This window comes from Chloracidobacterium thermophilum B (assembly GCF_000226295.1).
GTDB lineage: Bacteria > Acidobacteriota > Blastocatellia > Chloracidobacteriales > Chloracidobacteriaceae > Chloracidobacterium > Chloracidobacterium thermophilum.
Genome location: NC_016024.1, coordinates 1186296 through 1209094, shown reverse-complemented (window position 1 = coordinate 1209094; position 22799 = coordinate 1186296). Strand labels below are relative to the sequence as shown.

Annotated in this window: 17 protein-coding genes, 2 tRNA genes and 1 other RNA gene; 12 read left to right on the top strand and 8 right to left on the bottom strand. The window is 58.8% G+C overall.

What is annotated here, in order from left to right; translation table 11 throughout:
- Positions 1-21 precede the first annotated feature (21 nt).
- The 6 genes from CABTHER_RS05030 to CABTHER_RS17375 all read left to right on the top strand — a co-directional run bounded on the left by CABTHER_RS05030 (position 22) and on the right by CABTHER_RS17375 (position 6849).
- On the top strand, positions 22-1797 hold the full coding sequence (locus CABTHER_RS05030; protein ID WP_148263945.1) for an asparagine synthetase B family protein: 1776 nt from the start codon (positions 22-24) through the stop codon (positions 1795-1797).
- A gap of 907 nt (positions 1798-2704) precedes the next feature.
- The gene (locus tag CABTHER_RS05025) at positions 2705-3655 is read left to right on the top strand and encodes a phosphoenolpyruvate carboxykinase (ATP) (RefSeq protein ID WP_014099514.1); all 951 of its coding nucleotides are present in this window, start codon (positions 2705-2707) and stop codon (positions 3653-3655) included.
- A 99-nt stretch (positions 3656-3754) separates the two neighbouring features.
- Positions 3755-4495, top strand: coding sequence for a bifunctional phosphoribosyl-AMP cyclohydrolase/phosphoribosyl-ATP diphosphatase HisIE (hisIE, locus tag CABTHER_RS05020; protein WP_014099513.1), 741 nt, complete (start codon positions 3755-3757; stop codon positions 4493-4495).
- 19 nt (positions 4496-4514) lie between these two features.
- Positions 4515-6002, top strand: a complete 1488-nt coding sequence (locus CABTHER_RS05015; RefSeq protein ID WP_014099512.1) for a chorismate-binding protein — start codon at positions 4515-4517, stop codon at positions 6000-6002.
- A 101-nt stretch (positions 6003-6103) separates the two neighbouring features.
- Entirely contained in the window at positions 6104-6454 is a 351-nt protein-coding gene (locus tag CABTHER_RS17380) for an ArsR/SmtB family transcription factor (protein WP_014099511.1), read from the top strand.
- Positions 6455-6513: 59 nt separating this feature from the next.
- Entirely contained in the window at positions 6514-6849 is a 336-nt protein-coding gene (locus CABTHER_RS17375; protein ID WP_228374074.1) for a hypothetical protein, read from the top strand.
- Positions 6850-6870: 21 nt separating this feature from the next.
- Here the strand turns inward: CABTHER_RS17375 and cpdA are convergent, their stop codons facing one another.
- The gene (gene cpdA, locus CABTHER_RS05000; protein WP_041569093.1) at positions 6871-7713 is read right to left on the bottom strand and encodes a 3',5'-cyclic-AMP phosphodiesterase; all 843 of its coding nucleotides are present in this window, start codon (positions 7711-7713) and stop codon (positions 6871-6873) included.
- Between the two features lie 150 nt (positions 7714-7863).
- Here cpdA and CABTHER_RS04995 point away from each other — a divergent pair, with 150 nt between their 5' ends.
- Positions 7864-9288 carry a hypothetical protein gene (locus tag CABTHER_RS04995; protein WP_212770322.1) on the top strand — a complete coding sequence of 475 codons (1425 nt, stop codon included), beginning with the start codon at positions 7864-7866 and terminating at the stop codon, positions 9286-9288.
- Here CABTHER_RS04995 and dtd read toward each other — a convergent pair.
- The 5 genes from dtd to topA all read right to left on the bottom strand — a co-directional run bounded on the left by dtd (position 9265) and on the right by topA (position 15476).
- Positions 9265-9762 (bottom strand): D-aminoacyl-tRNA deacylase, encoded by a 498-nt coding sequence (gene dtd, locus CABTHER_RS04990; protein WP_014099507.1) that lies wholly within the window; start codon positions 9760-9762, stop codon positions 9265-9267. The two genes, CABTHER_RS04995 and dtd, sit on opposite strands and share 24 nt — an antisense overlap.
- Before the next feature lie 47 nt (positions 9763-9809).
- Complete coding sequence (locus CABTHER_RS16490) at positions 9810-11333, bottom strand: N-6 DNA methylase (RefSeq protein WP_081464706.1); 1524 nt, start codon at positions 11331-11333, stop codon at positions 9810-9812.
- The gene (locus CABTHER_RS04985; RefSeq protein ID WP_014099505.1) at positions 11320-12285 is read right to left on the bottom strand and encodes an AccI family restriction endonuclease; all 966 of its coding nucleotides are present in this window, start codon (positions 12283-12285) and stop codon (positions 11320-11322) included. The genes CABTHER_RS16490 and CABTHER_RS04985 overlap by 14 nt, the downstream gene beginning before the upstream one ends.
- Positions 12285-12869 (bottom strand): NDR1/HIN1-like protein, encoded by a 585-nt coding sequence (locus tag CABTHER_RS04980; RefSeq protein WP_014099504.1) that lies wholly within the window; start codon positions 12867-12869, stop codon positions 12285-12287. The genes CABTHER_RS04985 and CABTHER_RS04980 overlap by 1 nt, the downstream gene beginning before the upstream one ends.
- Before the next feature lie 75 nt (positions 12870-12944).
- On the bottom strand, positions 12945-15476 hold the full coding sequence (gene topA, locus CABTHER_RS04975; protein WP_014099503.1) for a type I DNA topoisomerase: 2532 nt from the start codon (positions 15474-15476) through the stop codon (positions 12945-12947).
- A gap of 382 nt (positions 15477-15858) precedes the next feature.
- On the opposite strand from topA, the gene tadA reads away from it, so the two are divergent.
- The 5 genes from tadA (at position 15859) to CABTHER_RS15595 (ending at position 19663) form a co-directional block, all read left to right on the top strand.
- Positions 15859-16320, top strand: a complete 462-nt coding sequence (gene tadA, locus CABTHER_RS04970) for a tRNA adenosine(34) deaminase TadA (protein WP_014099502.1) — start codon at positions 15859-15861, stop codon at positions 16318-16320.
- Between the two features lie 21 nt (positions 16321-16341).
- Positions 16342-16431 (top strand) — tRNA-Ser (locus CABTHER_RS04965).
- A 200-nt stretch (positions 16432-16631) separates the two neighbouring features.
- Positions 16632-16721, top strand: a tRNA-Ser gene (locus tag CABTHER_RS04960).
- 43 nt (positions 16722-16764) lie between these two features.
- An RNA gene (gene rnpB / locus CABTHER_RS16060) (RNase P RNA component class A) lies at positions 16765-17201 on the top strand.
- Between the two features lie 176 nt (positions 17202-17377).
- Positions 17378-19663, top strand: coding sequence for a diguanylate cyclase (locus tag CABTHER_RS15595; RefSeq protein WP_014099501.1), 2286 nt, complete (start codon positions 17378-17380; stop codon positions 19661-19663).
- Between the two features lie 45 nt (positions 19664-19708).
- Here the strand turns inward: CABTHER_RS15595 and xseA are convergent, their stop codons facing one another.
- Positions 19709-21103, bottom strand: a complete 1395-nt coding sequence (gene xseA, locus CABTHER_RS04950) for an exodeoxyribonuclease VII large subunit (protein ID WP_014099500.1) — start codon at positions 21101-21103, stop codon at positions 19709-19711.
- A 60-nt stretch (positions 21104-21163) separates the two neighbouring features.
- Positions 21164-22723 carry a sugar transferase gene (locus CABTHER_RS15590; protein ID WP_049787465.1) on the bottom strand — a complete coding sequence of 520 codons (1560 nt, stop codon included), beginning with the start codon at positions 22721-22723 and terminating at the stop codon, positions 21164-21166.
- Positions 22724-22799: the final 76 nt, after the last annotated feature.

Here is a 22799-nt window from a genome sequence, read left to right as displayed (position 1 = left end):
GGGCGGCCAGTTGCGCCACCGATGGTCGCGCGTTTGCTCCAGCGGTTGGCCTGGCGTGGGCCTGACGGTCAATCCCACTGGTACGAGGCACACGTGGCGCTGGGCTATGCCCATCTCCACGTGGATGACCTGACGCGCACCCCACCGCCACTGACCTTTGATGGGCAGGTGTGGCTGGCCGCCGACATCCGGCTGGATGCGCGCGAAGGACTCTGCCGTGCCATCCAGACGGCTGGCGGGGAGGCCGACCAAGATATGCCGGATGCCAGACTGCTCTGGCAGGCGTACCACCTGTGGGAGTTGGATTGCCTGCACTACCTTCAGGGCGACTTTGCCTTTGCCCTGTGGGATGCCCGTCGCCGACGGCTGTTCTGCGCGCGCGACCCGTTCGCCGTCAAGCCGCTCTATTACAGCTATCAGCCGGGGCTGTTTGTTGCCTCCAGCGACCTTGCGACCATCTGCGCCCACCCGCAGATTCCCACCTCCATCCCAACCGATTTGGACGACTTTGCCGTTGCCGATTTTCTCATCGAAGGGATGAAGCTGGACGAAGACGGCACGTTTTACCGCGCCATCCGCCGCCTGCCACGGGCTACGGCGCTGTGCCTTGAAGGGGGTGCACGGCGGCAGTGGCGTTACTGGGATTGGCCAACCGATGGGTGTCTCCGCTATGCCCGCACAAGGGATTACGTCGAGCATTTTCAGGCACTTCTGGAACAGGCTGTAGCTGACCGGCTGCGCGCACCACGTGCATCTGTTCTTCTCAGCGGCGGGCTGGATTCCAACGTGGTGACGGCCGCCGCGCGACGCGCCTGCCTAACGACTGACCTCCGCGCTTTTACCTGTGTTTTCAACACACTCATTCCCGACCGCGAACGGCATTTCGCCGGGCTGGCCGCCCAAGGTCACGGTATTCCCATCACCTTCGTTGAGCAGGACAACTGGCAGCCGTATGCGCCCCCCCCGGCCGGCGTTCCCCCACCACCTGAGCCGGTTCACGAACCCTTCTGGAATGGCATCATGGAAAGTTACCGCCAGGTGGGCAGCCACGCCCGCATTGTCCTGACCGGGCAGTGGGGCGATGAAGTCATGCTTCAGGAAACAGCACCCTACCTGCGCGATCTCGTTGCCCGGCGGCAGTTACTCCGCTTGGGCGAGGCTCTTGTGGCGTACTTTGTAGCTGACGTCCGCAATGGCTTCTTTTCACTTCGGCGTCAGTTTGGGCGGATACTTGGACGAAAACACCCAACCCGGTCAGAAATCCCCCGCTGGCTGGCAACAGACTTTGTGACGCGCCTGCGTCGGGCTGGCTATTTCGAGCGCATGCAACCCAGTCCACCACCGCACCCCTACCGGCGGCATATGCTACGGGTGCTAAATCGGGTTCACCTGGCTAATGACCATGAATACAGCGATATGGCTTTCACCGGCACTTTGGTGGAAATCCGCTCCCCGTTGCTTGACCAGCGCATCCTCGAGTTTTTCCTGGCAGCGCCGACTGTGCCCCTTTGCCTCGACAAGTGGCTTTTCCGGGAACTGCTCAAAAACCGGCTTCCACGCGCTGTTGTCCGGCGTGCCAAGGCTCCCCTTCCTCAGTTTCCCGTCACCGGCTACATCAGGCGGCACGGCACAAGTTGGGCGCAACTTCCATCGGAAGCTCGCCACTACCTGTCTTGTTTTGTGAACGTCGAAGCCTTGCCAACTCCTCTTGTGTGGGATGCACGGCACGAAGCCAAATCTTTTGTTGACCTCAGCCCGTTGAGTCTGTATAAATGGCTGCAATCCAAGATTGTGTAAACTTTCCAAACCCATTGTGTTTTTCATTTTTTTGGAGACCGACCTATGAAACAGCCATTACCCTCAATTGAACAACAAGCTTCTTTATCGCAAGTCAAGCAGCCCGGCAAAAAGACGTACCACTCGCCAACCTTTACAGGTTACGGCTCACTCACTGACTTTACCCGAGCTTCAGGCAACGGTGGGACTCCTGACAGCATCTTAATGCGTAATGCCTCAAGGTGAAAAAACTCACGGATGGCCTTTGTGCAGGGCGTACGAACAAGGCTGGCACCTTTGACAATGCCACCTTTTGGCAGGCAGCAGTTAGGGAAAACGCGGGCAAGAGCTTTTCAGGCCCCCCAAGAAAATTCCTGACCAGTCTGCTTCACCTCCAATCAGCAGGCGTTTTGACCTTCGATCAACCCACAGAAAGCCAAGCAAGGGACTCGGGTCGGTGCTACTGGGTGCAAGGTTGCTTTTCATTTGGGGCTGATGGGTAGTGATTAGGTCCTCTAGGACTGACTCCCTGCTGAAAACAGACCATCACGCTGCCTGTTTCACACATGTCGAAGCCCTGACGCGTGCCCTCGTGTGAAGTGTGCGGCAGGAAAGTGATTTTGTTGATTCCTGGCCTGCCAGGCCTGTACAAGTTTGACATAGATAACAGCGGTTCAAAGACTTGCAGCTTTACTCCCGTTACAGTTTTTCGCTTTCTGGAAACTGATTTATGAAAAGACCATCATTGCCATACAAACAACCGGCAACCTCCTCACAAGCCGGGCGGTCTGCCAAAAAGGCATACCAGTCGCCGATGCTCGCCGATTGCGGGTCACTTGTTGAATGTACTTGGGCCGCTTTTGGCTCAACCCGGGCTGACCGGATTGGCCCCCGCCCAAACCGTTTCTCACGGTGAGTGTCTCCCCGGATGGCACTGGCGCAGGTGGTTTATGGACGGCGACTGACGACAACCCGCCCGGTTCCTTTTCTCCAGCCGGTGCACCTTGGTGAAGACACCGCCGATGGCTTTCTCGCCTTTGAGGAAAATCCCACGCCACCACGCCCCCCGGCGTGTGCACCGTGGTATCAGGGGCAAATTGTGGACGCCAGGCAAGGCCCCGAACTCGTTGCCTACCACGAGCCGGAAACCGGTCTGTTTCACTTTTGCTATAACGTCGGCACGGCTTTCACCTACGACCACCCTCAACGCCGTATCACGGCGCTCTGGTCACCGCCGCAGACGTTTGAGGATACCTGTACCTACCTGACCGGCCCCATCCTTGGTTTTGTTCTCCAGATTCAGCAGCGGGTGTGTCTGCACGCCAGCACAGTAGCCATAGGTGCCTCAGCCGTGGCCTTTGTGGGACCGAACGGGACCGGCAAATCCACCCTTGCGGCGGCGCTGCTCCGGCGCGGCGCGGAGATTATCGCCGAGGATGTCGCTGCTGTTGAACAGCAGACGGATGGCTTTGTGGTCCATCTGGGGCCGCGCGCCATCCGCTTGTGGGACCCTTCTGTCACGGCCCTTTACGGCCGCCCTGACGCCCTTCCCTGTATTTCCAAACACTGGGAAAAACGCTACCTGCCTCTCGATACCCATGAACAACACCGGCCGGCACAGCTTACGGACGTGTACCTTCTGGAGGTCGTTCCGGCGGAGGCTCCGGTCAGCAGTACGCAACTCCCTCCGATGCAGGCTGTAATGCAGCTCCTGCCCAACATCTATCCCGACTGGCTTCCCCTGCCGGAAGCGCGGGTTGCCATTCTGGATACCCTGACCCAACTGGTCACGGCGGTTCGCGTCAGCCGCCTTTCGATTCCACATAGTTTTTCCCGACTGGACGAGGTTTGTGATTACGTCCTGGCGCGCCACAGTTAGACGGTTGTTGCCCCGGTTTGCGACGGGAGTTGCCAGCAGGGTGTCAGGAGACCAGTCAACTGTGCTACAACGCCGGTAACGTGTTGCCGTAACCAAGCCATGACGGAAGCGATTCGTTTTGATGCCAACGGCCTCGTGCCGGTCGTCATCCAGGATGCCACGACCAACGAGGTCCTCACCCTGGCCTACATGAATGCTGCCAGTTACCAACTCACCTGCGAAACCGGCGAGGTCTGGCTCTGGAGCCGCTCGCGTCAATCCCTGTGGCACAAGGGGGCCACGTCGGGCCACACCCAACGGGTTGTGGACATGCGGCTGGATTGCGACAGTGATGCGCTCGTCGTCAGGGTTGAACCGCGTGGGCCGGCCTGTCACACCGGTGCCACCAGTTGCTTTTTCCAGTCCATCCTCCCTGGCAGCGCCACTATGGACCAGACAGACAAAGCGCCTCCAATACCGGCAGCCCAGGTTTCTGAAGGAAGCCCGTCCATTGCCCCGCCGGAAGTCAAACTCGTCCCCCACAGCGCGCTCGAACTGGGCATCCTGCTCGATGAGCTGTATGCCCTGATCCGGGAACGCCAGGCAAAACGGCCGGAAGGCGCTTACACCACCTATCTGTTTACGGCCGGGCTGGACAAGATTCTCAAAAAGGTCGGCGAGGAAGCGGCCGAAACCATCATTGCCGCCAAAAATGAACCCCGCATGGAGTTGGCCGCTGAAATGGCCGACCTGCTCTATCACCTGCTCGTCCTGATGGTGGCGCGGGATGTGACACCCCACGACGTGGCCGAAATTCTGCGCAGCCGCGCCGGCAAACGCCGACCTCTTCCCACGGAGTAAGCCCCGGAGCGAGTCCACCGTGTCCACGCTGCAATTTCAGCCGGCAACATACGATGCCTTCCTGGCGCTGGCCCAGGAAGCAACCGTCGTTCCCGTGGCCGTGACCCTGCCGGCGGACGTTCACACACCGGTTGGGGTCTTTCTGAAAGTGGCCGGTCAATCCGGCGATGTCGGACTGTTCGAGAATCAACGCCTCGAACGCCATCTCCCCCCCTATACCCTCATCGGTCTCGACCCACGCTGGATCATCACCGGCCGGGATGGGAAGGTTGAGCTACGCACCCCGCACGCCACGCTTGAACGCACGGAAACGCTGCTGCAAGCCGTCCGGCGGCGGCTCCGGGCCGACATCCTCGCCCCCCTGACGGATATACCGGCGCTGGCCAGCGCCACTTTCGGCTATCTGGCGCACGAAGCGTCCCACCACCTTCACGGCGTACCACCCCGCGTGCCGCCGACCGTGGAAGGCGTCCTTGCCGCTTTTGGCACGGTCATCGTGTTTGACCATGCCCACCAGCGCCTGCATATCGTTGTCAATGTCCCGACCGACGGACGGACTGAACGGCTCGAAGCCGACTACGCCGCCGCGCAACAGCGCCTCCAGTCCGTGGCGCAACAACTCGACGGCCCATTCCCGGCGTTACCGGCGCTGCCACGCCCAACGTCGCGTTCCATCGTCACCCCCATGACACCGGAGCAGTTCCGGCAGGCCGTTGAACACACGGAACAGTGCATTGCCGCCGGTGAGCTTCACGTGGCCACGCTGGCGCAGCGCCTGGAACGTCCAACGGCCGCCCATCCCTTTTCGATCTACCGGCTGCTGCGGGCGACGCCCTCCCTGTTGGGCACGTTTTTCTTCTCTGCCGGCGGCACGGCCATTCTTGGCGGGATTGCCCACAATGTTGTTCAGGGACGTGGAGAAAGCCTCCGTGCCTATCTGGCGACCCACGAGCGCCCGGCCGGAAGTACTGAGGCCGAACTCTCCCTGGCGCTGGCTGAGCTGGCCAGCGACGAGTCGGCAACGGGTCAGCACATCGGTTTTGTGGATGCGCTTCGCAACGACCTCGGACAGATTGCCGGCTACGGCTCGCTGGAACTGGAAATTCTTGCCCAGGCGGAAGCCGCCCCCCAACAGGTGCGGCTCATTTCGACACTCCAGTCCCAACTCGCGTCGGGGCGTGATTATCTGGATGTTCTCGCCGCGCGCCTGCCCAGCGCCCAGTGGACCGGACTCCCCAAACGTCCGGCCCTGCGCCTGACGACGGCACTTGAACCCGTCCGGCGGCATCACTTCGGAAGCCAGTTCTGCCTGCTTGTCCCACAGGTGGAGCTGCTGGCCTGCGAAACCTGTCACGTCCTCGAAGTGACCAACCAGGTTGCGCGGTTCTATGCCTTTGCCGCCCTGACCGGCGATACCAACCTCAGCGAAGCCTTGGTCAAAGGGGCCAAAACAGCCCAGCACACCGCCGCCCTGCTGGAACAGGCTGAAGCCCAGACCGTGCACTGAATCCGGTGCTTCCCAACCGGCAGCAGCCGGCTTCCCGCTTGACGCTAAGGGGACTTTCAGATAAAACGTATAATCAAATGCTTATCTGTTAGCGGTAACGTATGGCTTCTCCCTGTAGCAACCAGCACCAACCAACCGAACGCGAAGTGCTCGCCGCCCCGCTGGCCTGGCGCGTTGCCGACATTTTCAAGGCGCTCGGCGATCCGACCCGGGTGAAAATCATCGCCCTGCTCGATGCCGGCGAAATGTGTGTCGGCGAAATGTGCCTGACGCTGGGGATGTCGCAGCCGGCGATTTCCAGCCAGCTCCGTTTGCTGCGTACGCTGGGGATTGTCTCCGTTCGCCGCGAAGGCAAGCACGCCTACTACCGCCTGGCAGATGAACACGTCCGGCATCTGTTCCACCAGGGGCTGGCCCATGCGCGGCACGACATCATTCACGATGATGCGTAACGCACGAAGGCATCTGGCGGAATGGCCTTACCCCTCATCTACCTGAAAGGAGTCATCCGATGACGAGCTGCACAACCCACCCCGACCACACCCACACTCATGACGCCGCCTGCGGGCATACGCGCATCCAGCACGATGGCCACGTGGACTACCTCCACGATGGCCACCTGCACTCTCCGCACGGCGACCACTACGACGAACACTGTATTGCGGTCAGCAGCACGAATCCCGATGGATGTGCGCCATACCCCACGGCGTGCGCACATGTCCACGGTCCGGGCTGCGGGCATGAGGCCATTCCGCACGGCGACCATGTGGATTACCTCGTGGACGGGCGGCTGCATCACGTCCACGATGGGCACTGTGACGATCACGGTCCTGTCACCGTGCTGTAACGACTGAAATCATCTGAACATCTAGTAGCCGGTTGCGTCAGGATCGGCGCAACCGGCAAAACTGCTGATCCGAAACACCTGGGTTTCCAGCCGGCCATCAGGATGGAGCCACAGCCGCCGGTAGCCCGGCGCTGACGGGTCAAGACCAAATTCGACCGTTTCCGGTTTGAACTGAATGCAGGTTGAAGGTGAGGCCATCAGCCGGACGCCTTGGCGCTCCAGGTCTATTGCCTGGTGAACATGCCCCCACAGTACGCCACGCACCTGCGGATGGCGGTCGAGAATGGCAAAAAAGGCAGGGGCATTGGCCAACCCGATGTCATCCATCCACCGGGCACTTGTCGCCACAGGGTTGTGATGCAGGCAGACCAGTGCCGGGCAATCGGCATGGGCGTGGAGTCCGGCATCGAGACGCGCCAACTCGCCTTCGGACAGAACGCCGCCAACTTCGCCGGAAACTGTCGAGTCGAGCAGAATTACGTACCACCCGCCCAAGATAACCTCGGTCTCCGGGCGCAGTGGTGCACGGGTCAGCGTTGCGCGCATCACCGCCGGTTCGTCGTGGTTGCCGGGCAACCAGTACACCGGCGGCGGGAACGGACAGGCGGCGGCAAAGCCGGAGAAGGCTTCGGTCAGGTGCTCGTAGGCCTGCGCGGTGCCGTCCTGCGCCAGATCGCCCGTAGCCAGCACCATATCAGGTGGTTCGGCAGCCGCAGCGGCGAGAACAGCCGTCAGGGAATCATACGTCACCAGGCCGAGCAGGCGACCCGTACGCTGGGCAAACAGATGCGTGTCTGTGACGTGAAGGACATGCACCGGACGCTCGGCACCTCTGGAAGTGCCGTTTTGAGATGGTTTAGCCATGGCTTCTGCGTGTGATATGGCTTTGTGGTCGGCTTTCCGTTGACCTGAATGCTGACATGAAAAACCTTTCCCTGGCTGGCATACGCTGTGTTACATAACAGAATGCAACGCAATGTCCACAAACTTTCCCTGACGCCGAGGTAACCTGCCATGGGTAGGGCAGCCGCAACCTACCGGACATGCCTTGTGAAACAGTCGTTACTTCCACTGGCACTGCTCCTCTTCTTTGGTGGACTTCTGACGGCCCAGGCCGATGTTGCCGTTGAACGGCAGGCAGCGCTTTATCCTGGCTACACCCTGTCCAGTACGACTTCCATGCGCACTCTGGCCGACCTCCGCCTCATGACAGCTCTGCCGAAAGGCGACACGCCGATAGTGATTGACGGGCTGCCGGAGTGGATGCGCGTCGGTGAGACACGGACGGTGACGTTTCGTTTTGCTGGCGATGGCGTCTCGGCGCGACTGGCCGGCGCGGTGGCCTTTGAATCCCATCCGGTACGGGATGCCATTTACTACTCGGCCGGGCGCATCATGGCCGACCGCAGCCGTCTCTCGGCTGTCCTCGACATTGATGTGCTTCCAAGTCCGACCCCGCATGAAGTCGTCTGGCGGGTGACAGCGCGCCACGCCGGGATGGCCGGGGTTCTGGCGGTCTGCGCCAGCCGGACACCGGAAGGCGAAGTCGTTTCCCAGGTTGCGGCCATCCGCGTCCTGGACACCACCGCCGCTGGCAGCCTGCCGCCATCCAGCGTCAAAGCCGAGCCGCCGCCGGCGTTTTTGCCCCTGTACGTCGGCGAACGGATGACCTGGAGTGGTTTTGCCCAGTCCCTTGCGGGACGGCTGCCGGTCTTTGATTTCGCCGTTCTTAGTCTGGATTCAGGCTGTATCCAAGGCAGTTTTTCCAACAGTACCCTGGTAATACAGGGCAACGCGGTTGGGCGCGCACTGTTGGTCGGCGCGCTTGGCGACGAACAGGCCTGGAAGCCATTTGTGACCACCGTCGAGGTTTCAGCAGGCCCGACAGCCACCGAGCCGCGTCTGCGCGGCTTCGTCAACAACTTCGTCACGCTCAAGAACCAGCGCGTCATGGTGCTGGGCGACCATCTGGAACGGGCCTCACAGGTTTCGCTGCTCGCCGAAGACGGAACTTTTCTGAGCCTTCCCTTCCGTGCCTGGTCGGGGCGGCTGGGGCTGTTTGAGTTACCGCCGCGCGTGGGACGCTACACCGTCTGGTTGTCCGATGAGCAGGGGCAGCAGCTTACCGATACGCACACCGTGGTTTGCCACAATATCCAAGTCACCAACGTGGCGCGGGTTCACCTGCCCGGCCGGTCATCTGTACCGACGGTCGGGTTGTTTGTACGCGGTCAGGGGCTGGGTGATACTCCAACCCTCATCGTCAACGGCATTGAGACACAGGCCAGCGTCAAGAAGTCTCTCCGTGGGTTGTTCAACCAGCGGGTGTACTTCCGGCTTCCGGCGGAAGTCCTGCGCGAGCGTTACGTCAGCGTCCAGGTGATGAACCCGGACGGGTATGTTTCAGACACGTACTTACTCGACCTCCGCGCCGACTGATATTCCGCCCCGCTCCAGAATGAGTGTCACCGGGCCGTCGTTGTGGATTTCGACCTGCATCATGGCGCCAAAGACACCGGTCCCAACCGGAATGCCCAGCAGCCGGAGGGCGTCAGCGTAGCGCGTCACGAGTGGTTCGGCGGTCTCCGGGGGAGCCGCGGCGGTAAACGAAGGGCGGCGGCCCTTGCGCGCATCGCCGTAGAGGGTGAACTGGGAAACCACCAGCGCCTCGCCACCGATGTCGAGCAGCGAGCGGTTCATCTTCCCGTTTTCATCCTCAAAAATGCGCAGATTGGCTGTTTTTTCGGCCAGCCAGTCGGCATCGGCGGCGGTATCCCGGTGTGTGATGCCGACGAGAATGCACAAACCGCGACCGCAGCGCCCAACGAGCTTTCCCCCGACGGTCACAGAAGCCTGAGTCACACGCTGGATAACAAGCCGCATGGCAAATTTCAGAAAAGAAATAGCAAGCATGAAGTATGCAGCTACTTTCAGCACACTTCATAGGCCTTATTTAAGTCTTATCGCTCAAATAGACACATCTGCATCGAAAGGCCCGACAGTTCAACAACATGGTCTGGAATAGGAAGCTTCTCTAAAAATCTAGGCTCAACCTTTATTGCGCCGTCACCATAAGTTTTCCCAACCATTGAAAGACCTGCTAACACATCTGGATGAGTGAGGATTTTCCAAATTTGGTCTATGTTTTTTTTATCATTCCTCTTTGGATATATGCACAGGAAGCTTGTCAATGGAACAACGTAAGCGTAATTTCGAATAAACCTTGAGTTACGACGGCCCAAATAAGCAAATAAAAAAGGTGGTGGAATACGGGTTTCTATTTTATACCAAGGATTGCGCTGTGAAATCAAAGGACGGTTAGGCAATCCTAGTTCTTCACCTTTGCTGAGGTATTGTTTAACAGATTCTGGAAAATTTTCTAAGTTATCCTCATTGAGCGATAGTAGTAGAGTGGGCCTTCCCTTTTTCTCAATTTCTTCAAGTGTTCGATAAGTAATTTCGTCTCCTACAACGTCTCTTGTGCGGCCAATTGCTTGAGTGAGATACTTTTCAGGTATTCTTAATTCTCTTACTTTCTCGGCAGTCATAAAGAAAAAGTCATTTGCTCCTGTTGCAATGCCACGCTTAACCGAAATAAAATCACCAAGAACGTATCTACTTTTTCCTTTACATAAAGTAGGTTCCCTTGAAAATCCTTCAGATAATCCTTCTTTCAAGTCTCGTTCAATTACAATCAAGTCTCGTTTAGATGTATCCCTAAATTGAGACCTCACCCAATATTTGAATGAGCTGGTTGCCTGAAAGCAGCACTTGGCCCACAGAAATCTCTCTCTCGGCGCTGATCTGCGAATAAGTAAAATAATTGGATTTACATCAATTTGAGGAAATGGTGATGCTTCTGGAGAAAAGGTTATAATGGCATCTAAAGTAAAATTTGCTGTAATCCAAGTCCATAACTCAGAGGCGAATTTACCTTCACATACGTCAGCAGGTACAATAAATGCTAATCTTCCATTTTCTTCAAGTAGTGACAAAGCACGCATCAAGAAATACACATGTAGCCCTGCTCGTCCATCAAGTGCTTTGCCAATTGTTTGAATGCTCAAATGCTTAAGTTGTACTTTTTTCTCTGGAGTGATTCGGTGATGCCGAATGTATGGAGGATTAGCTACAATGGCGTGAAATTTCTTACAGGGTGCTTGGAGTACAAAATCAGCAATTTCTACCAAAGCAATATCATCTTTAGTTAGGCCATTCTCTTGGGCTTGAGATAGTGTTACTGGGTCAATTTCCATTCCGGCAAATCTAACGGAGAGACCTTTTTCACTAGCTACTACTTTCGCAGCACGGAAGAATGCTCCTGCCCCAACTGCTGGGTCAAAGAGAAGGCCGCCTTTTTCGGCAAGAACATATTCAACCATTGGCTCAGCGACCCAATCGGGTGTCCAAAATTGCCCCTTGCTCCTCAAGAGCTCTCTAGTTTTCCATGATGATGAAAGTTTGTGGTTACTAGTTTTTAGCATTTCCAGCCTTTCGCAAAACCGACAGTGCTTCTTCGCTCAAAGTCATCTTGCCACCCTCAAAGTGGACATAAGGTAAGATATGCCCGTTCTTATCTTCAAGAAACCTGGCCTGCAATCTTGGTTCTTCGATTGTACTGCCGAGAGGGTAAGCATGGTGATAGTAGATTTTGTAAATGAGCTTTTTTGTAATGACACCTCCGGGGGATTGAAAAACTTGCTCTGTAGGCAAAATAAATCCTTCGTTAATAAGCTTCTGAACTTCACTGAAAGAGATACCAAAAGCTATATCGTAAAAAGCATGCCATATATGAATAGGAACATTATTCATGTTTTGCCATTCTTGCAATGGCTTGCGATCTTCTTCTTTGAGTATTAGGGTCGGCAAGACGGCATTTTTCTTTAAACCGAGTTTGCCGCCTAACCGTTTTTGGGGCTTCAACTCTTTGCCATAGTCTGGCATAAGTTTACCTTTCCAAAGACTATTCTCACATTCTACTGCAAGTATCGCTCTATCCAAGAGTTTTCGTACTTTGTCATCGCTTTCTGGGATAAAAGGCAGCTCGTTTATTCCGCCAAAGAAATTAACAATATCACATATAGTTTCTCGTGATGAGTTTTTGAAAATCAACAGATCGGGGCGTTTGTTTTTCCCAAAGCCTGCTTTTTCGAGCCGTTCAAAGTAAAGTTCAAATGATCTAATGTCTTTATCGGGAGCAGCTCCACTTGGGCCATAGGGAATTGCAAAGAATTCAGTCGTGTCGTTGATGGCTTGAACAATACGTTCCTCACTCCACACACCCTGTGACCAACGCATCAAGAAATCACTGCCACGTAAACGTCGAGGATTTAGTAAGAAGTCAAGCCACTCAACAACGGTACAACCCAAAAGCCTCAAACCAATGTCTTCAGCGCTGACGCTCAGAAACTTTTCGAAAAGATGCATATCAGTCATTACGGTAGGGATAGCTTGCCCAGAACATCGCGCAGGGGCAACCGCCCGGTGAGCTTGGCCTTGATCTGGCGTTTGAAGAGCCAGAGCACGCTCACCTCAAAGGCCACGTGGATGACGTAGTTGATGAAAACGCCCTCGCCCAGGCGGGTCTGCAACAGGGTGTTGATCCCAAGGTGCGGCACCGAGGAAAGATCGGCGGTTATCGGCAATGACAGGGCCAGGGCAGCCTTTTTGGGTAGCGTCAGCTTTTCGGGATGCTCGCCTGTCCCACACTCGACGCCATTGAGCACAATCCGGTAGGTCAGTTTGCTCAGGGTGAGCGCCTGGTTGGGATTGTCAATCGTGACGCGGGCCAGCACATCGGCAAGCGGATAGTCCACCTGCTGGACTTCGAGTTCGTCGAGCGTCAGGGTCGGCTCACGAAAGCCTTTGGGCAGCTTCCCTTCATCGGTCGCGGGAAGGACGCCGGCTTCAGCCAGACCTGTGTTGGGCAGACCGGCGGCCAGCAGCCCAAAGACACCGCCACAGGCACCGGATGTGGCATACCGAAGAAATTGTCGTCGCCGCAGCCCCTGACCTCGCATGGCAACACGTTGTAGGACAACTCCCGAAGCCAAGGCAACCAAATCACACAACCGCCCAGAACCCGGCAACGTCTGCTACGCGGCCTCAGAGGCAGACGGGTTTTTGGATGCCGGCAGCGTGTCTTTTTTCTTTCGCTTCTCCGCCGGGAGTTCCGTCCAGCCGCAATGTTCCTTGTCGGCGCAGTAATGGTACGTCTCCCCCTGGGCATTCGTTTTCTGGAGGGTAAAGGGCGCCCCGCAGCTTGGGCAGGGGTGAGTTACCGGCTTGTCCCAATAGACCACATCACAGGCCGTATTGGTGCACTTGTAGAACACCCGGCCACGCCCGGACCGGCGTTCGGTGATGTCGCCGCCGCAGCCCGGCCGCGGACAGGGCATGATGGCTTCACGCTTGATATACGTGCATTTCGGATAGTTTGAGCAGCCGATGAACTCGCCGTAGCGTCCCTGCCGGACGGCCAGTGGCTGGCCACAGGTTGGACAGGCTTCGTCAAGCTGGACAGGGGCAGGCTTGGGAGCGCCGGTCCTGGTCAGATTGCGGGTCGTTTTGCACTCCGGGTAGCCCGTGCAGGCGAGAAACTCGCCCCAGCGTCCACGCTTGCGTACCATCGGACGCCCGCAGGCGTCACAGGCGATCTCCCCAACAGCTTCAGCGGCCGTGCCAGGGTCCGACGTAGCCGTTGGCAGCGTCCCGTAGTCCCGGGTTGCCCTGCACTCCAAGTTGGTACAGGCCAGATACTTTCCAAAGCGCCCCAGCTTGAGCACCATGGCCGCCCCGCATTTGTGGCAGCGTTCGTCCGTAGCCACCCCTTCCTTGGCTTTTTTGAGGTTGGCCTTGGCAGCTTCCAGGTCAGCACGAAACTTCCGGTAAAACTCTTCGAGTGCTTCCCGCCAGTTGAGTTTGCCTTCCTCGATTTCGTCGAGCTGTGTCTCCAGCACCGCTGTATAGCCCGGGTCAAAAAGGTCGGCGAAATTTTCCGTGAGGACATCGGCAATCACCATCCCAAGGGGCGTAGGATGAAACCGCCCGTCACGTTTCTCGACGTAGTTGCGGGCCTGAATGACCGACAGCGTTTGGGCATAGGTCGAGGGTCGCCCGATGCCCCGCTCCTCAAGGGTTTTGACCAGCGTGGCTTCCGTGTAGCGGGCCGGTGGACGGGTAAAACTTTGATTGACCTGGAGTTCACGACACTCGACGCGCTCCCCGGCGGCAACCTGTGGCAGTTTGCGCGCCAGAGCTTCGTCATCAGCATCGAGTTCGTCCTTCCCTTCCTCATAGACTGCCAGAAAACCGTCGAAACGGAGCACCGCCCCGGTCGCCCGGAAGACAAAGCCCGGCCCGCCTTCGATGTCAATCGTCGTAGCGTCAAAGAGGGCCGGCGTCATCTGGGAGGCCACGAAACGCTGCCAGATCAGCCGGTACAGAGCCAGTTCATCAGCCTCAAGGTAAGGGGCAACCTTTTCGGGCGTGCGCCAGACCGATGTCGGACGAATGGCCTCGTGGGCATCCTGGGCGCCCTTCTTGTTTTTGTACTGGTTGGGCTTGGCGGGCAGCCGATTGGCACCGTACTGCGCTGCAATGAAGTCGCGCACTTCGGCTATGGCGGAATCGGCAATCCGGGTTGAATCCGTCCGCATGTAGGTAATCAGCCCGACGCTGCCTTCAGCCCCCAGCTCGATGCCTTCGTAGAGCTTTTGCGCCAGCGACATGGTTTTCTTGACGGGAAAAGAAAGCTTCCGGGACGCTTCCTGCTGAAGGGTCGAAGTGATGAAGGGCGCAACCGGATGGCGTTTCTTCTCCCTGGTCGTCACCGCGGCCACACGCCATTCCGCAACTTCACGGAGCTGGCGTTCAAGGTCACGGGCTTCGGCTTCGGTACGGACGTGGCGCTCGTTCCTGCGCTGTTTGTCAAAGTCGCCGGTTTTGAGCGTTTCGCCATGAATGGAAAACAACTTGGCCGTAAACTCCGGCGGAAGTGCGGCGGCGAAACGGGCATCAAAGGTCCAGTATTCGGTTGGTTGAAAAGCCAGAATCTCGCGCTCGCGCTCAACGACAAGACGCAGAGCCACGGATTGTACCCGTCCGGCCGAGAGCGCAACCTTGCCGCCGCCAAGCCCACGGTTGAGCATGGGGCTGACTTCATAGCCCACAAGGCGGTCAAGCACACGCCGCGCCTGCTGGGCTTCCACCAGTGCCTGGTTGATTTGCCGTGGCGACTGCAATGAAGCCTGAATGGCATCCTTGGTGATTTCGTTGAACAACAGGCGATAGACCGGCTTTTGTTCCTTGTCGCCCACCAACTCTTCGCGCAGGTGCTGACAGATGGCTTCCCCTTCGCGGTCGGGGTCGGCCGCCAGGTAGATGGACTCCGCTTTCCGGGCGGCAGACTTCAGCTCCCGTACGGTCTTGGAGTTGTTGCGCTTTTTCGTGTCGGGAATGATCTCGTAGGTCGGCTCGAAACCATGCTCGACATCCACACCAAGTTCCTTTTCGGGCAGGTCCTTGATGTGACCATACGAGGCCAGCACAGTAAAGTCCTTGCCAAGATACTTCGTAATCGTTTTGGCCTTTGCCGGAGACTCAACAATGACCAATCCTTTTGTCATGACGCCTGACCTAAACCAAGGGGTTCCGCTGTGGCTTCTGGGGACTATCCAAACGTCCGTGGCGGGAAAAAGCGCGATTGTGAGCATCACGCCGCTATTTGGCAAGACGCATCTGGTCAAAGCCCGCCAAGCGGTCTGTTGGATGCCCTGCACTGTCATAAGTAGTCTGCACTGCTGACTTGTCAAGCAGCCGAGTCAGAATGTTACCAGCCACGGTCTGCCCTGGGAGGTTTCAGAATCAGTTCGGACTGGCCGCCCTCAAACCAGCAGAAAGCCTTGGCGCGGGTGAAGGCGGAAGATTGACGCTTCAGTGTGACCTGATTAGACTTTTACAGAATGACTCGCTGCCAGGCGGCGGGCAAGGCAGACAGCCGTGGAAACAATGAACGATGAGAGCTGGATGCGTTTGGCCCTGGAGGCTGCCGGCACTTGCCTCGAAGTGGATGAAGTCCCGGTTGGGGCTGTGGTCGTCATCAACGGCCAGCTTGTCGCCCAGGCGGGCAACCGCGTGCGTACCGACTGTGACCCGACGGCTCACGCTGAAATCATCGCCCTGCGCGCGGCAGCCCGGCAGGTGGGCAATTACCGCTTGACCGAGGCGACGCTCTATGTGACGCTCGAACCGTGCGCAATGTGCGCCGGGGCGCTCGTGCAGGCCCGAATTCAGCGTCTCGTTTTTGGGGCCGCCGACCCCAAGGCCGGTGCGGTTGTGAGCCACTTCGGACTGTGTACGGCGAGCGTCCTCAACCACCGCCTGCTGGTGACGGGTGGGGTTCTGGCTGAAGCGTGTGGCGATCTGCTCCGTGATTTTTTTCGGCAGCGCCGCAACCTGACCACAGAGTGAAGGGTGGTTTTGAAAAGTTTTGGTGAGGTGCGAGAGTGGCTGAATCGGTCGGTCTCGAAAACCGATGTACGGGCAACTGTACCGTGGGTTCGAATCCCACCCTCACCGCCAGTTTGGCCGGGCCGGCTGGGTAGGGCGGCCGGTCAGGGCCTGTGAAAGCCAGCCAGCGGGTTTGGCCACTGCGTTTTGGCCACTGCGTTTTGGCCACTGCGTTTTGGCCACTGCGTTTTGGCCGCTGCGTTTTGGAATGGCCGGTGGGTGGATACGCGGAAATCCGGTTGAGTTCCGCTTTGGCGGCGGGGTTCGTTGTCGGAGGGGTGGCCGAGTGGCTGAAGGCGCAGCATTGGAAATGCTGTATACGGGAAACTGTATCGAGGGTTCGAATCCCTCCTCCTCCGCCATTCTTCTGAGGATACCTTCCGGTTTCCGCCTTTTGTGACCTTGGGAGCGGATGGGACGGTCGCTGCCTGCTGGTCGTGACAACCGGCCGGCAGGGAGAGGAAAGTCCGAACACCGTAGAGCAGCGAGCCGGCTAACGGCCGGGCGCGTCCGAAGCGTCGGCTACGACCTGTCGGGCGCGACGACAAGTGCAACAGAGAACAGACAGCCTGACTTACACGCCCTTCGGGGTGTGCGAGTGGCGATGGTGAAACGGTGCGGTAAAGGCGCACCAGCGAGCGTGGTAACACGTTCGGCTAGGCAAACTCCTCGCGGTGCAAGACCAAATATGGAGGTGTCTGAGGGCTGCTCGTCCAAGTCCTGCTCCGGCAGGCACATCTCCGGGTAGGTCGCTTGAGCTGCCGGGTAACCGGCAGCCTAGATGAATGACCGTCGCCGTCCCCGTGACGGAACAGAATTCGGCTTACACATCCGTTCCCAATCAATGCCCGGCACGGTCGTCACCGACCGTGCCGGGCTGTTTGTGCCGGTCTTACCCGTCACCGCTCCTGACAGTATCGAGCAAAAGGCTGTACCCGCGCGATGACTTCGCCTACACTAGGTCTGCGCTCTGTCATCACCCACAGCCCGGTTCACCTTTGCTTCCTCGGTTGTCCTCATGCCTGCGCCTGCCACCATTCAGATGTCGCGTGTGGAGTTCAAGAAGCAGCTCCTGTTCGTGACTTCCCCGACCATGGCCGGACAGGAAATCGAAGCTCTGCTTCAGCGGAGTCGCACCCTGCAACTCACCGTAGCCGCCGATGGTACTTCCCTCATTGCGCTGATGGCTGAATATGAGTTCGATGTCGTCCTGCTGGCTCTCGAAGACGATCCCGTCACCTGGGGGCATCTGGCCTACATCCATCAGGTCAATCCCAAACTCCCCATCATCGGATGCCTCTCCAATGACGACACGGCACTGGCGGCCAAGGCCAAAGCCGAAGGGGTCACGCTGGTGCTGGCACCACCACTGACCGGCGAACGTCTGCGCCGGGCCATTGCCCGCGCCGAACGGGCGGCCGAAGTTGTGCCGTCTCCGCTTTCCGCGCAAACCCTGCACGAAATTGCGCTCAATCTCCATGCCAGTCTCGATCTTGACGAACTGGTGGAGACTGCCTTCCGTACCCTGTTCCACCTGACCCCCTGCATCACCGGTCGGCTGCTCATTACCGGCGAAGGTGGGCATTTCGGATATGAAGGCAACCTGTCCCCCCAAGGTGAGCCGGTTATCCGGAAAATGTCCTCCGAGGCTGCTGCCATCGAACTGGCCAACCTGCCGGAAGCCCCGGACACGCTAACCCATGTGGACGGACATCAACTCCACCTTCAGTTGCGGCACGGGTCACAGCGCAGCGGCGTCGCCATTCTCGGCTATCCACGGCGCATCAAACTGACCGATGTCGAAATCGAGGGGCTGGGGCTGCTGTCGCGTCACCTCGACCATGCCTTCCGCAATGCCCTTCAGTACCGTGCCGTCCAACGCAAGCGGGAGCAGGTCTTTCTTATCAACGAAGTGACGCGCCAGATGGCGCGCAGCCTCGACCTGGAAACGGTCATTGCCGACATCGTCGAACACCTGCAACGCTACATGGAGTGCGAGGTCGTGGCGATTTATACCCCACACATGACCGGCCCCCAGGGAGAGAACTTCCACATTGCCTCGACACTTGCCAACCGCACCAGCGTCATTGCCACCACCCTGCAACGGGACACTGGCCTCATCCGGGAAACCATAGAAGGTGGCGAGACGATTCTGTGCCGGGACTTGCGGCAGTTGCCTGAATGGCGCGGACACTCCACCCTGTCGCGCTCCAAAATCGCAACGCCGATCTGGCTCGATGGCACGATTGAGGGCGTGCTGGAGTTTGAAAGCGTCCGTCCGGGGGCGTTCGACGACGATGACTGCGCCATTGCGGAAGACCTGGCGCTGCAAGTGTCCGTCGCCATTCGCAACACCCGGCTGTATCGCAACGCCCAGGCCGAACATGAATACCTGCAAACCGTTCTGGATGTTGCTGTGGATACGGCCATCATCTCCACTGACCCTGCCGGCAACATTGTGACCTTCAGCCGTGGCGCCGAAATGATGTTCGGCTACGACGACAAGGAAGTTGTCGGTACGCCCATTCTGCCCCTGTTCCAGGATTCCAGCCTCTTCACAAGCATTGAGAAGCTTCTGGACGGGCACCAGGTGCACTTCGGCGGGACAGACGTTGCCCTCAAGCGTCGTCACGGCGGCACGTTCTATGCCAGCCTGTCGGTCCATCCCCTCCGCGCCAAACGCAGCGAGGGCTTTCTGTTCGTCTTAACCGATGTCACCGAGCGCCGCGCCCAACAGGAACAACTCCTCAAACTGAGCATTACGGACGAACTGACCGGGCTGTACAACAAACGCTACTACCAAGACCTGCTGCCGCGCGAGATTGCGCGCGCGCAGCGCCGGGATTCCACCTTCGCTCTGTGTTACTTCGACCTGGACGGCTTCAAACGCTTCAACGACACCCGTGGCCACGTCGCCGGCGATGAACTGCTCCGATGGGTAGGCGAGCTGGTCCGTTCCGTCATCCGCCGGCAGGTGGACCTGCCTTTCCGCTACGGCGGTGACGAATTCGTGCTTATTCTGCCCGAAACACCGGCTGAAGCCGCACGGCGCGTCGGTGAACGGATTTGTGAAGGCGTCTATCAGCGCTTCAACGGCGAAGTGACTGTCAGCTTTGGGATCGTCGAGTACGCCGGCGAATCTGCCGAAGAACTGACCATCCGTGCCGACAAGATGATGTATGCCGCCAAACGGGCTGGCGGCAACCGCGTCACCACTTACACGAGCGGCGAATGGCGCTTTCAGAGCGGGAGCTGGCCGGCCGCCCCAGCAACGAACAGCGAGCAGCCAACTTCCTACGAGTAAGTCAGCGAGTAAGCCAGCCGAAATAAGCCAGCCGAAGCAAGCCGGCTACGAATGCGGCGGCGGGTCCGGCTTCGCTTCCGGCTCTGGAAGCACCTGCGCGACCCGCCCCAGCAGCCGGCCGTCGGACAACCGGATCACGATGTCCTGCCCCGGTACGGCGTCCTCCGTAGTGCGGATAAGCCGCCCGTCAGGATGCTGTACCAGGGCGTACCCCCGCGCCAGCACCCGCAGCGGAGACAAGGTATTGAGACGGGTCAGCGCCTGTGCCAGCCGGTGCTGGGCCACTGCCGCCTGCGCCTGCACGCCCGCGATCAACTTCGCCGTCAGTTCCGACACGCGCTGCTCGTGGAGTTGCAGGTATGGTCGCCACGGGTAGTGCCGGAGACGGTTGCCGGCCCGCTCCAGACGCCAACCGGCAAACCGCAGCCGGTTCTGTACAGCCGATTGTACCGCCAGGGTCAGTTCGTCACAGGTCTGCAACGCATCGCGCAGGCGCGCCTGTGTGTCATCAAAGACCGGATGCCGCGCCAGCGTCTCCAGTGCCTGCCGCTCACGCAGCAACCGGATGTGCATCACTTTGGTCAACGCGGACGCCATGGACCCGACTTCGGCGAGCAGGTCGGCGCGCCGCGCCGTAACCATCTCTGCTGCCGCCGATGGCGTTGGGGCGCGCAGATCAGCCACAAAATCCGCGATCGTGAAATCTATCTCGTGTCCGACGGCAGAAATAACGGGGATCGTGGAGTCGGCAATCGCACGGGCGACCTCTTCGGTGTTGAATGCCCACAGCGCTTCGGCGCTGCCGCCACCGCGTCCCACAATGAGAACGTCCACGGGAAAATCCGGATCCGGGTTCTCGCTGAACCAGCGAATGCCGGCCGCCACACTCGCAGCCGCTTCAGCCCCCTCGACCTGCGCGGGATAGAGCAGAACACTCACACCATCGTTCCGGCGGCGGAGTACATTGAGGATGTCCTGAATCGCCGCCCCGGTCGGCGAGGTCACAATCCCGATGCGACGCGGGACAAGGGGCAGGGGACGCTTGCGCTCCGGTGCAAGCAGTCCCTCTGCCGCCAGTTTGGCCTTGAGCTGCTCGAAGGCCAACTGTTGCTCGCCCACTCCCACCGGCGCCATGGCCTCGACCGTCAGTTGGTACTCCCCCTTGGGTGCATAGACGGTCACTTTTCCCCGGCACACCACCTGCTGGCCGTTGCGCGGGCGGAAGCGAATCCGGTAGTTCGTCCCCTTCCAACAGGCACAGCGGATTTGGGACTGTGCATCCTTGAGCGTGAAATACCAGTGCCCGGAGGTGTGGGCCACGAAGTTGGAAAGCTCGCCTTCGACGATAACTTCCCGAAACTCACCTTCGAGCTGTCGCCGAATCTGGGCTGTCAGCGCCGAAACCGTCAGTCGCGGAGGTGCTTCCGGTGCTTCCCACATCACACACCCGCCAGGGCTTGCCGTTGCCAAAGGTTACGTCCGGCCGGAGCCGGCTGGTTGTCAGTAGGTGTTGTCGCCCCGGAGCACGACCGGAATCGTGCGGAGCAGAATCTTGATGTCGAGCCACAATGACCAGTTTTCGATGTAGTAGATGTCCAGCCGCACCATCTGCTCAAACGTGAGCCGATTGCGCCCCGAAACCTGCCACAGGCCCGTCACACCGCCTTTGACATTGAAACGGGCCCGGTGCCAGTCCTGATATTCGGCAACCTCGTAGGGAATGGGCGGACGCGGCCCGACCAGGCTCATCTCACCCTTGAGCACATTCCACAGATTGGGCAGCTCATCGAGGCTGTAGCGACGGATCCACTTGCCGACCTTCGTCAGACGCGGGTCGTTGAACACCTTGCCGTAGAGCGGTTTTCCACGTGTCCCGCGATTGGCGCGGGCGGGATACTTAATCGTTTCAACCATCAGCCGTCGGTGAATCTCATCCGTGGCATCGGCATACATCGAACGGAACTTGAGCATCTGGAAGGTGCGCCCGTCCATACCGACCCGTTCCTGCCGGTAGAAAATCGGTCCCGGCGACTCGCGGCGAATGGCAATCGCAATCAGCGCAAACACAGGCGACAGGACGATCAGCCCCAACCCGGCACCGACCACATCCAGGGCGCGCTTCAGAAACCGATTGACCCCCGACAGCGGATCACGAAAGAGCTGGATCATCGGCAGTGAGCCAAGCTGCTCGATCTGGGTTTTTTCGGGCAGGCAGTTGAACAGGCTCGGAACAACCCGGAAGTTGAGGTGATGTTTCCGGCCGGCGTTCATCATGGCGTTGAAAATCCGGCGCGGATGAAGCTGTGCGTCGGTGATGAGAACTTCCTTGATGCCGAGCGCCCGGGCCAGTTCCGGCAGCTCATCGAACGTGCCAATAACCGGCACATCTTCGATAGTATCCGGGACATCTGCCGTCCGCTCGTCCGTGGTGAGTACCCCCAGCACCTTGTACCCCAGACGGGGCGACTCGTTGATTTCCGCAATACAGACGCGGGCTTCCTCCCCGACACCAACCACGAACGCCGGAATGAGACCGTAGCCCCTGCTGCGGGCCCAAGACTGCGCCTGCCGCAGGAGCACCCGGCTGGCAACGACCAGCAGGAGCATGATGGCCCAGTCACAGACAAACACCACCCGCGACAGAAACAGCGGCTGGTCGAGAATGCCACGGTGGAAAAACAGCAGGGCTACGAAACCGTAGATACACCCCAGCGAAACGCCTTTGAATGCACCCAGGAGGTCGTCCGAGTACCGGAAGGCCCCGCGCAGCCGGTAAAGTCCATAGTGCCGGAGCGTCAGTATCCTGACGAGCAGCAGCGTCGGCAGGAACGGAACATAGGGTGTAAACGACGGCTCAACCTGCCAGAAGGTCGAAGCTATCCAGATGCCAGCCGCCAGTGACCCGGTAGCCGCTAGGGCGTCGAAAAGCAGCAACCCGGCAATGACCAAAGGCCCCAGGGAATGAAATGTGCTGTCGCTGACCGAAGGTACAAGACGAACGAAAGGAACGGCCGCCGAAGATGGAGGCGACCCAAGCGGCGGAAGCGTTGTTTGTGACATGCTTTGCTTTTTTGGAAACGAAGACGAAATGATGGCGCACGCCAGGTGCCGTCAGCCTATGAAATATCGCGTCTGA